Here is a 14696-nt window from a genome sequence, read left to right on the forward strand (position 1 = left end):
AGGTGGGATGGTCGAGGCATGACCCCGCCGGGAATCACCATTCGGTCGGCCACCGCGCACGACGCGCCCGCGATCACGACCCTGTTGGAGACCTCGTTCGGCACCCGCTCCGACCCGGCCGAAGCCGAACGATATCCGCTGCTGTTCCCGCCGGAGAGCGCGATCGTGGCGGTCGACGGCGGAGAGGTCGTCGGGCACGCCCAGTCCACCACCATGACGGTGACCGTGCCCGGCGAGCGAACGGTGCGGGTGTGCGGCATCGCGGGCGTCGGCGTCGCGCCCACGCACCGGCGACGCGGCATCCTGCGCGCCATGTACGCCGAACAACACCGGCGCGTCGAGGCCGCCGGCCTGCCGTTGACCATGTTCACCGCGAGCGAGGGCGGCATCTACGGCCGGTTCGGCTACGGCACCGCCACACGGGAGAACGCGGTCGGCATCGACCGGCGCTTCGCCGGATTCCTCCCGTCGACGCCCGATCCAGGCGGTGTGGCGCTGCGCTCGCCGAGCGAGCTGCGCGCGGCGGCGGAAGCGATCTACGACCGCTGGCGCAGGCTGGTGCCGGGCGCACAGGTACGTCCGGCGGCGGCCTGGGACATCGTGTTCGACGATCCACAGCGTTATCGCGAGGGCGGAACCACCCTGTTCGGGCTCCTGCACGCCGACGGCTACGCGCTGTATCGGTACCACGCGGACGGCAGGGCGCGGACGGTGGAAGTCGTCGAACTGCGGACGGTCACGACCGAAGCGCACGCGGCCCTGTGGCGGGCCCTGCTGGGGCTCGATCTGGTCCGACGGGTGGATGCCGTGCTCACCGACCACGACCCGCTGCCCTATCTGCTGACCGATCCCCGGCTGGTGCGCACCACCGCACGCTATGACGGACTGTGGCTGCGCCTGATGGACGTCCCCGCCGCGTTGACGGCGCGCGCTTACGCCGGCGACCTGGATGTGACGCTCGCGGTGACCGATCCGTTCCGGAACGCGGGCGGCACGTTCGCACTGCGCGTGCGGAACGGACAGGCCGAATGCGAGCCGACCGACCGTGCGCCCGATATCGAACTCGGCATCGATGTGCTCGCGAGCATGTATCTCGGTGCGTATCCCGCCCGGGTCTTCGCGGCGGCGAACCGGTTGCGCGCGAAGGACGCCGCACGGCTGCGTGCCTTCGACGACGCCTTCCGCGCGGAGCGGGACGCGATGCTGGGCTGGTTCTTCTGAGGGCGCGCACCGCGCCGCGCCGCCTGGCATGCTGGTCTCATGAAGCCGATCCAGTTGGTTCTCAACATCCTGTGGCTCGTCCTCGCCGGATTCTGGCTGGCGCTCGGCTACATCGCGGCGGGAATCATCTGCTTCATCCTGATCATCACGATCCCCTTCGGCATCGCGTCGTTCCGGATCGCCGCCTACGTGCTGTGGCCGTTCGGCCGGACCACCGTGGAGAAGCCGGGCGCGGGCGCGGGTTCGCTGATCGGCAACATCATCTGGTTCGTCGTCGCGGGCTGGTGGCTGGCGCTCGGGCACCTGCTCACCAGCATTCCGCTGTTCGTCTCGATCATCGGCATCCCGTTCGGGTGGGCCAACCTGAAATTCATACCGATTTCGCTGTTCCCACTGGGACGGGAGATCGTGGACAGCGACCGGCCGTTCGGCGCGCAATAGCGGCAGCTCAACCGGGGTTTACGCCCTGGGCGGCGGGGACGGCGAGCCACGCCGCATCGCGACAGTACTGTGATCTGAATCACAGACTGTTAACGAAGTCACACCCCCGTGCGATGGTTAGCTAGAAGGTAACTGATTTATTTCCAGTGCCCACAGCGTCCCGAGCGGGCGCCGAGCCGACCGCGCAGGAGGGCTCCACCATGACCGACCGAACCGCCCGCAGGGCCGACTCGGACACCGCGCCACTCGCGCCGATCGCGGTGATCGTGGGGGTGCTGCTGCTCATCGGCGCGGCCACCCAGCTCCCGCACCTGCCTCGATGGGCCGACGATTACGGAGTTCTGGTCTATCCGGTCTTCGTGCTGTGGCTGACCGTCGCGGGTGGGCTGCTGTGGTGGGGCGCCGGGATCATCCGGACCAAGCGCTGATCCACGCCGCGCGCGGCGAATCCTGTTGCTGCGGTGGCTACTCGGATTCCGCCACGATCTGCTTCATGATCGCCACGGCACGGGTCAGCACGACGAGCTGCTCCTCGGTGAGCGTCGACAGCTGCTCGGTCATCCACGCCTCGCGGGCGCTGGCTTCGTCGGCGATGAGCGCGCGGCCCGCGGGGGACAGCGAGACGATGATCTGACGGCCATCGGTCGGATGCGGATTGCGCTCGACCAGATCGAGGTCGGTGAGCGAGGCGATGACACGGGTCATCGAGGGGGGCTGCACGCGTTCCTTCGCCGCGAGCGCACCGGGGGTCATCGCGCCCTCGCGCGCGAGCGTGGCGAGCGCGGAGAGTTGGGTCAGCGAGATCTGCGAGTCGGCCCGACGGCCGCGCAGGTGTCGCGTCAGTCGAACGACCGCCAGCGAGAGCTCACCAGCAAGGGCTCTGACATCCGATGGCGTTGTCACAGTGCCAAACGATACGGGACCGATGGCGGCCGGTCGCGGCTTCCCGCCATGGTCCGACCACCTCGGCTCCGCGCGGTCGGCGGACTCCGCCCGGCAAGCCCGATTAGGCTGAACCCGTGACACCGAAAGTCCCGCAGCTTCCGCCGCGCCTGACCGACCCGCGCCCCGTGCTCGCGGTCGGCAGCGCACTGTGGCTGATCGCCACCGTGGTGGTGTGGGCCGGCGGCGACCGGTGGGCGTCGGCGCGTCCGGTCTGCCTGATGGGGTTGGTGGTCGGACTGATCGGGTTGGTCATCTACCTGGTCCAGCGCCGCGGCGCCCGGCGCGGGGACAAGGGCGCGCAGACGGGCTTGTAGGGCGGATTACGCCCGGACCAACTCGAATTCGTCGGTGGTGCCGGTGAGCGGGTAGAGCCCGCCGCCGGGATCCAGACGGGTCGCATAGTGCTGGAAGCGATAGCGTCCCGGCTCGGCGTCCGAAGGGATGTCCCAGGTGAACCGAGCCACCGACTCCGCGAGCCCGCGTTTGCTCCAGTGGTATTTCACCGCCCACTCCCCCTCGTTGGCCACCCGCACCCACTCGCCCGACGCGTTCCTGCGCTGCACTTCCAAGAAGGTCCCGTTGCGCCGGTTGTCGTGTTTCGGATGCGCCGAGACGAATTCCGCCAGCACTTGATCTCCGGGGCCGTAGGACGGGTGCGGTTGCACCAGCACGTCACCGAAGTCGCGGCCCGGCACGGCCGCGTCCGGCCCCGCGCCCGGCTGGAAGTTCGGCTGCAGCTGGGACACATCGCGCGGGGCGGGGCCGCGCGGCACCGGCCTGCGGGCGGCGAATGCCGTGGCCAGACGGGTGAACTCCTGCTGATAGGCGCACAGGGTGTAGCGGCCGAACAGCGTCGAAGCACCCTCGTATTGCTGGGAATCGTATTCCTCTGGCGTGGTGACGTATTCGTGGTAGGCGTTCGCGTATCCCTGCATCAGCACCTGCTCCAGCGGAACGTCCAGCGCCGCGGCCACGGCCCGGCGAATGCGCAGGCCCGACGTGATGGTGAACTCGCCACCCGCCGCCGCCAGATAGAGTTCGCCGATGCGAACGAGCTGAATCGGCAGCACATTCGGCACCCAGGGCACCGGAGGCAGCAAGCCGAGGGGCACCGCGATCGCTTTCGGCGCCTGCGCGTCCGCCAGCCAGCCCGGAGCGGGCTGGGCGGGATCGCCGAGCGCGTCCAGGAACGGGTTGCGCACGCCCTCCGGAATCGGACCGCCTGGCAGGCCGGGACCATCCTCGACGCTGCCCGCGATCAGCGACACACCCGCCGCGGCCGGTGCGGTGCGCCGCGGTAGCCCGTCCGGCGTGAAACGGCCGTCCACGGCGATATCGGCGAGATCTATGTAGCACAGCATCCCGTCGACCGGGCCGGAGATCGAACGGGCCCGAGCCGCCGCCTCCTCGGACGCCGCGTATTGCCGTTCGCCGAGGATGCGGGTGTTCTCGAACTCGTCCTCGGTGGGACCCGAGCCTTGGCGCAGGTTCAGGTTCGGGGACATGTCACCGGCGTTGGTCTGCGCGAAGGCCGCGACGAACGCGGGCTTGCCGTCCAGGTAGCGCACGCCGTGCTCGATGTGCTCGCAGCGGAACGACGCGTAGCCCTTGTTGTCCGAGCTGATCAACCGGTTCGCGTTGGTCATGGAGGTGTTGTGGGTGGCGAACCAGGTGATGGTCCCGGCCACCCGGTCGCCCTTGCGCAGGACGAGCGTGGTCACCGCCGGGTCGATGGCGTCCGGGAAATGTTGTTTGTCCGCAGGTGGATTCAGTTCCCACGCCACGCGCGACCGGTTCACGCTCGCGTTGCGCAACTCGGCGCGGCCGACGGCCAGCGAACCCGGCCCGAGATCGGCGTGCGCGGCGGCGATCGCCTCGACGATCCCGTTCACCTCGGCGTCGTACACCTGCTGCTGGAAACCGAGGATGGACAGGTTGTAGGCGTAGTCGTTGCTGGAGCCGCCGCAGGTCGCGTGCGAATGGGTCGAGGTCAACAGCACGTTCTGCTCGGTGTACCGATCGCCGAAACGGCGGGCCAGTTCGGTCAGCACGCCGCGGTGCACGGACTGGAAGATCATCCCGTTCTCGGCGACCACGAAGACGATCCGCCGCCCGGCGCTGCCGATGATGAACGCCCGCGCCCGCGGACGCAGATGGATGCCCGCGGTCTGCTGCTCGAGCTGGGAGTAGCCCATCATCCCGCATTCGGCGGCCGGGCCGGTGATGTCGGAGAGTCCGACGCCGATCTCGTAACCGCCGGCATCCGGTGCGGCGGCCGCCGGAACGCCGAGTGCGTCGCTCGTGCCCGTCACGGCCGCGAGCGCGGCGGACCCGATCGCGGCGCGGGTCAGAACAGTTCGGCGTGACACCGGCATACCCGTCTCCCTTCTGTCCGGATGCAGCGAACCACACAACTGGTCAGTCGTCCAGTCCAGATTTTTCCCGCCCATGAATTGACTGCGGGGGCCGTGGGCGCTTAACTCCCTTGGGTGTCCTCCCGATTGAGCGTCGAAGAACGACGGGCCCACCTTATCGAGGCCGCGATCGGCCTTGCCGAGAAAAAGGGTGTTGCGGGCGTGACCACGCGCGATGTCGCTCAGGCGGCCGGCGTCTCGCTCGGTGTGGTGCATTACTGTTTCGAAAACAAGGACGCGCTGATGACCGAGCTGGTCAAAGCGTTGTCGATGGAATTACGCGATTCCGTCGATGCGAACGAAACGGTATGGCAGGACGTCGGAAGTGGAAAAGAAGCCCTTCAAAAATTGATCCGGTCGGGTCTGGAACTGATGTGGCTGAACATCGAAGCCACTCCGGAACGACAGCTGCTCACTTACGAAACGACCACTTACGCGTTGCGCGAGGGCGAACAAACCCCGGCGAAACTCGCGATCGCCCGCGAGCAGTACAACTTCAACGACTCCACGGTCGCCGACATCCTGGAGCACGCGCGCGACGCCACCGGCAACACCTGGTCGGTCCCGGTGCAGACGCTGAGCCGGTTCACCCTGAACGTCATCGACGGTGTGGTGCTGCGCTGGCTGGTGGACAACGACAGCGAGAGCGTGCGCGGGCAGTTGGATCTGCTGAGCGAGATGCTGACCGGGTACGCGGCGCAGTAACCCGCGGCTCAGTCCCGCCGCGGCGCTCGGACGTGCACCTCGGAGCCGGTCTGCCACCAGGGCACCGCGACCGTGGTCTCGATCGCACCGCTCAGCCGCACCGTCAGGTTCTGGTGCACCACCAGCTCACCCGTTCGCGGAGGCAGCGTGAACAGCTGCCGCAGCACGACGCCCAGCGGCTCCGCCGCCCAGGTCGTGCGACGGCCGGTGCTGGTCACCTCGGCGGTGACGACCTCCGACACCAGCGGCAGATCGAGCAGAGCCGCCAGGGACGATGCCGTTTCGGTGTCGCCTGCCACCAAGCGATCCGGCGGCACGGCGAGGCCGAACCACGGTAGATCGAGGACGAACGCGTCCTCCGGATCGACCACGGCGCCGGTGAGCGCGCGCACGCGATCGGGCGGTTGCAGGTCGGCGAGATCGAGCAGGCCGGCGGCGACAGCGGCGGCCAAGCGGGCATGGGTGCGCGAAGCCACGTCCGGCGATGGTGTTCGCACGGGGTCGGCCAGCGCCTCCAGCAAAGCGGCGGCCAACTCGTCGGTGATCGTCCCTGGGTCGGCGAGAACCGCGCGACAAGCGTCCGGGTCGACACCGGCGATGGTGAACGTCGGGAGCAGTCCGTCGAAATCGGTGTCGGCGGGATGGCGCAGCAACCCCAGCGCAGTGCCGTCGACCCGCGCGTACCGGCGCAGCCACCACGCGGTGTAGCCGTCGGCGTCGGCGAGCAGGCGACGGGTGCGCGGCGATGCGGCCAACTGCCGCAACGCTTCCGGCCAGGCGGCGTCATCGATCAGATCGAGGTCACGGACGGCCACCAGCTCGGGTGGGTCCTCCTGGAGCGTCGACCACCAGTGTTCCTCGTCGTCCAGGTCGTGGTCGGGGCCGGTCGGATCGGCTTCGACGAGCACACCGAAATCCCAGCCGACGCCGACGGCGCGCAACGCCTCCGTGCCGTAGCGCTCGACGAGTTCGGCGGCTGCCGTGCCGAACGGCGCGTCGGGAACGAGCAGCTCACGCAGCGGCGCTCCGGGCAACAGCAGTTCGTCGGCGGGTCGCGACTCCCCTTGCGCGTCGGGTAATTCGAGCAAACCGAGCCAGGAAGGAAGGGCCTCCCGATCGGCATGCGCGGCGAGACGCAAGATCGCATCCGCGGTGTCGGGGTCGCCCGGGTGGTCCTCCAGATCGGCGCGCAAGCCGGGATCGGTCAGAAGATCCTCGGCGGTAGCCGACCGCGCGCCGAGCCGAGCCAGCAACGGATGCGCGGCCTCAGGATGCGCCAGCCGCGCCCAGTGCAGCGGGATCGCGACCTCGAGCTGATCGTCCAGCACCACGGTGCGCGGCCCGGTGACGAGCCTGCCGTCGGCCAGCGGTACCGCCAGCGCGCCCAACTCCTCCGCCGCGAGCGGATCCGCCACGAACGGTTCGAGGGCGGCGTAGAAGGACCGCCACCAACTCGGCGGCCGCTCCAAGCCCACGGACAACTCCGCCAGCCGCGCCAGCCCGAGCCGGTGCACATCCAGGACGCCCATGGCTTCGGCGTGCGCGCGCCCGGACAGGTCCGGGAGCACGAGAGGACCGACCACTTCGTCGAGCAGGTCGGCCAGTTCGGCGGTCAGACCGGCGAAGATGTAGGCGCGGGTGGGGACGGCGATGTTCTGGTGGTGCGTCGGTCCGGCGGTCGACGGTGCCGCGGCGACAGCGAACGCATCCGGTTCGTCGGGAGGCGATGTGACGTCGGCTGATTCGGTGCCGGACCATGCGCTCAGCACATCGAGAGCCTCGGTCCCCGAGGCCGAGCCCCGCAGGCCCAGCGCTTCGATATCGGCGGGGAGCCGCTCGATTGCGGCTTCCGAGTGAACGCGCCGGTGCGGGGCGACCACGGGCAGCCAAGGACGGGTCCGCAATTCGCGTAGCAACGCTTCACGCAGCAGGCCATCGGCCTCGCTGCGGGCGAACCCGGGCGTCGGCACCAGCACGAGCCGGTCGCGTGGCGGAAGAGCACGAGCGAAATCCGCGTAGCCGTCGGCCAGTTCGCCGAGCCGCGCGCCGGGCAGCAACCTGCGCCGATCCGGCTGCATCGGGATATCGGCGATGAGCAAGGCGGGCAGTGACAGTTCCTCGTCCGACCTGGTCGGCGCCCGCAGCACGTCGGGGGCGGCGGCCACCGGCCTGCCGTCGCGCACCGGCAGCAGCCAGCGGGCGCGCCGCGTGCGGTACTGCCACCAGGTGCGCTGTTCGCTGCCTGGGCCGTCGACGTAGACCTCGTGCAGGCCGTCGCCCATGTCCTCGGCACTGCTGACGAATTCGGCCGTGCCGATCCGGATGCGCCGCAAGGCTGGCAACTCCAGCAGCAGATCGACGGCTTCGGCGTGCATCGCGGCCAGCAGCGCTTCGGCGTCAACGTCGGCGCGCAGCCGCAGCACCACCTCGGTGTCGAGACCGTCCGCCGGGCGGGCCTCGATCGGCCAGGCCAACCGCAGCACCGGAGGGGCGAATTCACCCGCGTCAGCGGCGGGTAAAGGAATCACGTTGTCGCGCAGAGCCTCCCGGGTTTCGGTACGGGAAAACCGCAGCGATCCGGAGGCCGACCGCAGCTCGATGTCGTCGCTCACCGCGAGCACCGCCGTGAAACCGACGCCGAATCGGCCGACGGTCCCGCCGTCGGATTTCCCCGACGCGCGCAAGGCGGTGAGCGCCTGCACACCCGAGACGTCCAGCGGCGCACCCGTATTGCCGATGTGCAGGTCGCGACCGTCGAGCCAGACCGCGACGGCGCCTGCCACGCCCGCCTTGCGCGCGGCATCGGCGGCATTCTGCGCCAACTCGGTCAGCAATCGGTCGCGGTAACCCGCGCGCACCAAGTCGTTCTCGGTGGCGGCGTCCTCCCGCAACCGGGTCGGCGAGTCACGCCATGCGGCGAGCACCGCCGCGCGCAACGCCGACGTGCCGAACGGGTCGGCTGTCCCGCTCAGCTCCGCGGCGATGACTGGAACTCCGGCCGTGCCTCGTCCTCGGCGACACCCGCCCCGGATGGCGCATCGACGTCTTCGGTACCGGCCGACGTAGCGGTGGGTTCCGGTCCCGGAGTGAGGGACGACGAAGCGGACTCGTGCGCCTCCGCCACGGCGTCGGACGCCGGGGCCGACTCCGCCGCGACGGCTTCAGCCGGCGCCGACTCGACCGCGCCGGCCGGCACGGCGTCCGAGCCGGCCGCTGCGACCGACTCTCTCGATGCGGTATCCGATTCCGGCGCGCTCGTGCCGACGGCATTCGACTCGCCGACGTGCGTCGGTGCACCGCTGCTCAGCGCCGCGGATGAGGTCGATCCCGCCGCGTCCGCTTCCGTCGGTTCGGACGTCGCGGGACCGGCACTCTCATCGCTCACCGAAGCAGCCGTGCCCTCTGCCTGGCCCACGGTCGTACCGGTCACGCTCGACGCGGCTGCGGGCTCGGCGGGCGAGGAACTCACATGCGCTTCCGACTCCGTCGCAGTGCCCCCTGGATCAGGCTCTGCCGCCGTGTTCGGGACGGTGTCGGCGATAGCGGCACCACCCTGAGCGAAGACCGAGTCCGGGGCAACGGCCGCGTGTTCAGCCACCGCGTTCTCGCCGGACGCAGCGACCGCTTTCTCAGCGACCGCAGAGTTCTCCCCGACCGGAGGCTTCTCGGCTGGCCCGGAATTCTGGTCTGTCGCGATGTCCTCGGCGACCACCGCCTCGCGGGCCCGCGCAGTGGCGTCCGCGTCCGGGCGGAGTTCACCGGTCTGGGCCACGTCCTCCGCGTGCTCGGCCGAGCCATGCCGATCCACGTCCTCGGACGGAGCTGCCTCGACCTGTTCGCGCTTACCGTCGCGCGGCTCGTCCCTGTGGAGTGTGATCACCTCGATGGCCGAGTCGTCGTACGCCTCGTACAGCGGCGACCCGTTGCCGGTGGGGACCTCGGTGTCCGAGTGCGCGCCACAGCCGTAGGCGACGTGGACGACGTGACCGTCGGCGCCCATGGCGTTGCCGCAGACGCCGAACGCGGCGCGCAGCGACCCGGCGAGCGGCAGATAGAAGCCGCAGCTTCCACAGGTGGCGGGCGCGGCCTTGGCCATCTCCGAATCGGGCCCGTACTGGCTGTACCAGCGCTCGGCGGCCTCCTCGCGGCCTTCCCTGCTCATCACCTTGGTGCGGCCGAGGCCGACCTCGTAGGCCACTTCGTCCACCACCGGGTCGCCGGTCGCGACGTAGCCGGGCACCAGGCGAGGATCGTCGGCGGGCGGGGCGAGCAGATCGCCCGGCGCGAGGTCCCCGGGGCGGACCCGCTGCTCCCAGGGCACGAACTCGGGCGCGACCAGAGCATCCGGCCCCGGCAGCAAGGCGGACTCGCTGACCGTCGCGCGGTCGGCACCGGGCGGTGCGGCCACCACGACCGCCCACTGCCACCCGCGGTAACCGGGCAGCGTGGCCTCGAAACGATGGGTCGCCGCGCTCTCGTCCTCGGCGATCACGCCGAGGTGCGCGCCGACGGCCGACGGTTCCAACTCCAGGAGCGCACGGCGGGCCAGGTCGACGGCATCAGCCAGAATCGGCCGCACGCCGGACTCCGAAACAGAAACTGCGCTCACGGCCTACATTTTGCCGTATGGAGCGCAATCGGCGTGCGTTGGCCATCAGTGTGCTGGTCGGTCTGCTCATCCTGGGCGGATGCGGCGGCGCGGCGGACCCGGCGCCCGAGATGAACATCGAGGTACTCGGCACCCGTCCGCACGATACGAAGGCGTTCACCCAGGGTCTGGAAATCGACGGCGATGTTCTGTTCGAGAGCACCGGTCTGGCCGGTGCGTCCGGCGTGCGCGCGTCCCGGCTGACGACCGGGGAGGAATTGGCCAGAACCGAACTGCCCGCCCCGTACTTCGGCGAGGGCATCACCCTCGCAGGCGCCACACTCTGGCAGCTGACCTGGCACGACGGCGTTGCCATCGCCCGTGACCCGGCGACGCTGGCCGAACGCGGCCGGGTGAGCTATGACGGCGAAGGCTGGGGTCTGTGCGCCAGGAACGGACGACTGGTCATGAGCGACGGCACCGACCGCCTCACCTTCCGCGATCCGGTCACCTTCGCCCCCACCGGCTCGATCGAACTGACCAGCCACAACGGCGCGCGTCTCAACGAACTCGAGTGCGCAGCGGACGGGTCGGTCTACGCCAACGACTGGCCGACCGACACCATCCTGCGCATCGACCCGGACTCCGGCGCGGTGCTCGCGACCGCCGACGCCGCCGGTCTGCTCCCCGCGACCGCGCGGGCCGGAGCCGACGCGCTCAACGGCATCGCGCAACTGCCCGGCACCGACCGGTTCCTGATCACGGGCAAGAACTGGCCCACCATGTTCGAGGTCCGCTTCACCCCAGCCTGAGCACGATCGCGGTCGCGACAACGATCACTTTCCGCCCCCGCCACGGAGCGCGCGTGAACGCCCGGCCCGGGAGTGCGCCAGAATTGGAGTCGTGACTACTCCCCGCGAACCTTCCGGTCCCGGCCGTGATCGGTGGGAAGGCGAGGAGGTCCCGCCGTTCGATCGGCATCCCGGTTTCGATCGGTACCCGCCACCCAACGCGCCGCGGCGCCGCAGGCCGCTGCCACCGCTCGGCCCGGGAGCCGGACGCGCCGCCGAGCGTTACGACCAGCCGGGACCGCCGCCGAGCCCGCGACGCGACGCGCCACCGCCCGCGCAACCCCCGCCGACCAAGCCGTTCCCCGTCGGCCCCGACGCCGAGCAGCCGGCGAATTCCGAGCCCCCCGGCGAACGGCGGATGCCGCGCAAACTCACGGTCACCCGCGTGGCCGCGATGCGCGGCAGGGAACTCACCGAAAAGGGCATCGCGACCTTCCAGCGCGCGGCCAAGGCCGACGGCGCGGACAAGTCCGGCCTCACGGCGCTCACCTACGCCACCATGGCGAACTTCGCCCTGGACGCCGCCATCGCGGTGGCGCTGGCCAACACCTTGTTCTTCGCCAGCGCGACCGCGGAGAGCAAGACGAAAGTGGCGCTGTACCTGCTGATCACGATCGCGCCGTTCGCGGTGATCGCCCCGCTGATCGGGCCGCTGCTCGATCGGCTGCAGCGCGGTCGCCGCTTGGCGCTTGCGACGTCGTTCGCGGTGCGCGCGGTGGTCGCGGTGGTGCTGATCTTCCAATTCGACACCTGGGCGCTGTATCCGCTCGCGCTGTGCATGATGATCGGCAGCAAATCGTTCTCCGTGCTGAAGAGCGCGGTCACGCCACGGGTGCTGCCGCCGGACATCGATCTGGTCCGCACCAACTCCCGCCTCACGGTGTTCGGGCTGGTCGGCGGCACCATGGGCGCCGGAGCGCTGGCCGGGCTGGCCGCGGCGATCGCGGACTCCAACGGCGCGCTGGTCTTCGCGGCGCTGATCGCCTGCGCGGGGGCGTATCTGAGCCTGCGCATCCCTTCCTGGGTGGAGGTGACCGAGGGCGAGGTCCCCGCGACGCTGAGCTATCACGGCGCCGACGCGCGCACCGAGGTGCTCTCCTCCGGCGCGGAGTCGTCGGTCCCGCCGCGCAAACGCAGGCAACCGCTCGGCCGCGCCGTGGTGACCGGCCTGTGGGGCAACAGCGCCATCCGGGTGCTGACCGGGTTCCTCACCTTCTACGTCGCGTTCGTCGCCAAGGCGACCGAGCACCGGCCGGTGCAGCAGGCCCTCATGCTCGGCGCGGTCGGCGCGGCCGCGGCCGTCGGCAATTTCGCGGGCAACGCGACGGGCGCCCGGCTGAAGCTGGGCAGGCCATCGCTGATCGTGCTCGGCTGCACGGCGGCGTGCGCGCTGGTGTCACTGTTCGCGACGTTCGCGGACAACCTGCTCGGCGCGGCAGCCGCCGCCCTGGTCGCGGCGGGGACGAGCGCGCTGGCCAAGGTGTCGCTGGACGCCTCGATCCAGGACGACCTGCCGCCGGAGTCGATCGCCTCCGGCTTCGGGCGGTCGGAGACCGTGCTCCAGCTGAGCTGGGTCGTCGGCGGGGCGGCCGGTGTGCTGCTGCCGACCGACTATTGGAAGGGCTTCGCGGTGGTCACCGTGATCCTCGTGCTCGGCTTGGTGCAGACTTTCCTCAGCTTCCGAGGTCATTCGCTGCTGCCGGGCCTCGGCGGCAACCGTCCCCAGCACGCGGAACAAGAAGTGCCGACGACGCGGCCGCACGGATATCCGGCGAACGCGCCACGGGCAGAGGATCCGGCGCCGCGCGGCGGCGACACCACACGCTTTCGACGAGGGCAAGGAGACCCGATCTGGTGAGCAAGCTCAACGCACGCACGATCGCCGCGCTGGTCGCGGCCGCACTGCTCGTGCTCACCGCCGCCTTCGCTGGCGCGCTCGCGGTGCTGGTCCGCGACGCCGAGAAGCCCGACGTCACGCTCACCGCGTACGCGCACGGGAAGACGGTCACCGTGCGACCGTTCAGCTACTGCTCGGTGACCATGCAGGATTGCAGCATCCTGCCCGAAGACAACGTCCCCGGCACGGTATTCGCGACGCTGAACTGCGGCCAGGACACACCGGACTGCCACCGTGGCCGCACCGTCGAACTGGAAGTCCCCGCCGGTTACCCACTGCAGCTGTCGCTTCCGAAGAAGGTCGCCGACGCGCCGTGGCTCGCACAACTGGTCTACCTTTTGCCGAACGGCGAAAAAGTCGACCAGGTGATCAGCCGCAACGACTACCCGGACCGGGCTTTCGCCCTCACCATCGATTCGAAACCGGAACCGGACCTGCGCCTCATCGGCGTCGAGTTCCAGCTGCCGATCCTGGCCCGCGACGAAACGGGCCGTGAGTTCTACGTGCCGCACGCCACCTGGTCGATCAGCACGGCTTGACAAGTCCGAGCGCACCGCTTTTCGTGGACCCCGCGGGTGCCGGCGCGCGTGGTGACACGCGGCGCAGGCACGGGGCCACGCTCAGCTCAGTCGAGGCGAACAGACCTCGAACCGGTTCCACCGGCAGCTCGACGGCCGCCTCGAAGGAAGCGGCACCGAGCGGAATCAGCGGTCCAGTTCGCGAGCCACCGCGCGGACGACCTCCGAGATGCGTTGCGCCGTCTTGCGATCCGGATACTTGCCCTTACGCAGATCCGGCTGCACCTTCGCCTCGAGCAAGGTGATCATGTCCTCGACCATGCCGTGCAGTTCGTCGGGCGTGTGCCTACGCGCGGCAGGTTCCTTGCGCGCGTTGCGTTCCTGGCCCTGCCGCACCGACGGCGGCGCCTCGAGCAGCTTGAGGCTCAGCGCCTGTGGCCCGCGACGGCCTGCGGCCATACCGAATTCCACGCGCTGGCCGGGCTTGAGGCCCTCGACGCCCTGGGGCAGCGCGGACGAGCGGACGTAGACGTCCTCACCCTCGTCCTGGGAAAGGAAGCCGAAGCCCTTTTCGACGTCGTACCACTTCACCCTGCCGGTCGGCACTGCGCTCACCCGTTCATCATCGAAAACTCGGACCCCTACGGCCCGAGCACATCCGTCTGCCGAGCCGGTCGCGCGACCGGCTCTTTTCCTGTGCGAAAAGAACGCGCCCAGCAGGATTGCAGGACGCGATTGCCATCGAGTCTACCCCGGTGCGAATAACGCAAGCACATCAGTTTTACCGTCGATCCGTGACGAACCCTTCCACTCCCACCCCGCCCGGCGACGCTGAGCGGCGGCGCGGCGACTGGTTGCTGCGGCTCGCGCTCTCGGTGTTCGCGCTGGGATTGCTGGCAATCATCGCCATCTTCACGATCCCTTTGCTGACCGACGCGGAGCCGGGACTGTGGCTCTACTTCGGGGCGATGCTCGCACCGCTCGGCTTCGTGCTCGCGCTCGTGTTCGCCCTGCGCTCCGGCCGGCGGTCGCGCTGACCCGGAGAGCCGACCGCCGATCCGACCACGAACCGGTTACCCCGCGCGATCGTTACCCACGCCAGTGTGTGATCCTCGT

General features: G+C 69.8%; 14 protein-coding genes. 9 read left to right on the top strand and 5 right to left on the bottom strand.

The window, feature by feature from the left end; all coding sequences use genetic code 11:
* Positions 1-18 precede the first annotated feature (18 nt).
* The 3 genes from ACH49X_RS26465 to ACH49X_RS26475 all read left to right on the top strand — a co-directional run bounded on the left by ACH49X_RS26465 (position 19) and on the right by ACH49X_RS26475 (position 2090).
* Positions 19-1221 (top strand): GNAT family N-acetyltransferase, encoded by a 1203-nt coding sequence (locus ACH49X_RS26465; protein ID WP_195078239.1) that lies wholly within the window; start codon positions 19-21, stop codon positions 1219-1221.
* A gap of 39 nt (positions 1222-1260) precedes the next feature.
* On the top strand, positions 1261-1662 hold the full coding sequence (locus tag ACH49X_RS26470) for a YccF domain-containing protein (protein WP_195078238.1): 402 nt from the start codon (positions 1261-1263) through the stop codon (positions 1660-1662).
* 200 nt (positions 1663-1862) lie between these two features.
* Complete coding sequence (locus ACH49X_RS26475; RefSeq protein ID WP_195078237.1) at positions 1863-2090, top strand: hypothetical protein; 228 nt, start codon at positions 1863-1865, stop codon at positions 2088-2090.
* A 37-nt stretch (positions 2091-2127) separates the two neighbouring features.
* On the opposite strand, the gene ACH49X_RS26480 is transcribed toward ACH49X_RS26475, so the two are convergent.
* Positions 2128-2565 (bottom strand): MarR family winged helix-turn-helix transcriptional regulator, encoded by a 438-nt coding sequence (locus ACH49X_RS26480; protein ID WP_043686798.1) that lies wholly within the window; start codon positions 2563-2565, stop codon positions 2128-2130.
* 116 nt (positions 2566-2681) lie between these two features.
* Here ACH49X_RS26480 and ACH49X_RS26485 point away from each other — a divergent pair, with 116 nt between their 5' ends.
* Positions 2682-2921, top strand: coding sequence for a DUF2530 domain-containing protein (locus tag ACH49X_RS26485; protein WP_195078236.1), 240 nt, complete (start codon positions 2682-2684; stop codon positions 2919-2921).
* A 6-nt stretch (positions 2922-2927) separates the two neighbouring features.
* On the opposite strand, the gene ACH49X_RS26490 is transcribed toward ACH49X_RS26485, so the two are convergent.
* Entirely contained in the window at positions 2928-4982 is a 2055-nt protein-coding gene (locus ACH49X_RS26490) for a neutral/alkaline ceramidase (RefSeq protein ID WP_195078235.1), read from the bottom strand.
* A gap of 126 nt (positions 4983-5108) precedes the next feature.
* Here ACH49X_RS26490 and ACH49X_RS26495 point away from each other — a divergent pair, with 126 nt between their 5' ends.
* On the top strand, positions 5109-5726 hold the full coding sequence (locus tag ACH49X_RS26495) for a TetR/AcrR family transcriptional regulator (RefSeq protein ID WP_228827672.1): 618 nt from the start codon (positions 5109-5111) through the stop codon (positions 5724-5726).
* An 8-nt stretch (positions 5727-5734) separates the two neighbouring features.
* Here the strand turns inward: ACH49X_RS26495 and ACH49X_RS26500 are convergent, their stop codons facing one another.
* Positions 5735-8662, bottom strand: coding sequence for a sacsin N-terminal ATP-binding-like domain-containing protein (locus ACH49X_RS26500; RefSeq protein ID WP_357206547.1), 2928 nt, complete (start codon positions 8660-8662; stop codon positions 5735-5737).
* 32 nt (positions 8663-8694) lie between these two features.
* Positions 8695-10335: a DUF3027 domain-containing protein gene (locus ACH49X_RS26505; RefSeq protein ID WP_397071123.1), complete on the bottom strand. Its 1641-nt coding sequence runs from the start codon at positions 10333-10335 to the stop codon at positions 8695-8697.
* 17 nt (positions 10336-10352) lie between these two features.
* On the opposite strand from ACH49X_RS26505, the gene ACH49X_RS26510 reads away from it, so the two are divergent.
* The 3 genes from ACH49X_RS26510 (at position 10353) to ACH49X_RS26520 (ending at position 13601) form a co-directional block, all read left to right on the top strand.
* Entirely contained in the window at positions 10353-11126 is a 774-nt protein-coding gene (locus ACH49X_RS26510; protein WP_195078233.1) for a glutaminyl-peptide cyclotransferase, read from the top strand.
* A 91-nt stretch (positions 11127-11217) separates the two neighbouring features.
* A complete protein-coding gene (locus tag ACH49X_RS26515) occupies positions 11218-13023 on the top strand; it encodes an MFS transporter (RefSeq protein WP_195078232.1) in 1806 nt (601 codons plus the stop codon).
* The gene (locus ACH49X_RS26520) at positions 13020-13601 is read left to right on the top strand and encodes a DUF2771 domain-containing protein (RefSeq protein ID WP_195078231.1); all 582 of its coding nucleotides are present in this window, start codon (positions 13020-13022) and stop codon (positions 13599-13601) included. The genes ACH49X_RS26515 and ACH49X_RS26520 overlap by 4 nt, the downstream gene beginning before the upstream one ends.
* Before the next feature lie 165 nt (positions 13602-13766).
* Here ACH49X_RS26520 and ACH49X_RS26525 read toward each other — a convergent pair whose 3' ends face one another.
* The gene (locus ACH49X_RS26525) at positions 13767-14186 is read right to left on the bottom strand and encodes a cold-shock protein (RefSeq protein ID WP_063023190.1); all 420 of its coding nucleotides are present in this window, start codon (positions 14184-14186) and stop codon (positions 13767-13769) included.
* Between the two features lie 188 nt (positions 14187-14374).
* Between ACH49X_RS26525 and ACH49X_RS26530 the strand changes: the two genes are divergently transcribed.
* A complete protein-coding gene (locus tag ACH49X_RS26530) occupies positions 14375-14617 on the top strand; it encodes a hypothetical protein (protein WP_357206549.1) in 243 nt (80 codons plus the stop codon).
* Positions 14618-14696 lie beyond the last annotated feature (79 nt).

The sequence above is a fragment of the Nocardia sp. NPDC019323 genome, assembly GCF_044389845.1.
Taxonomy (GTDB): Bacteria; Actinomycetota; Actinomycetes; order Mycobacteriales; family Mycobacteriaceae; genus Nocardia; species Nocardia implantans.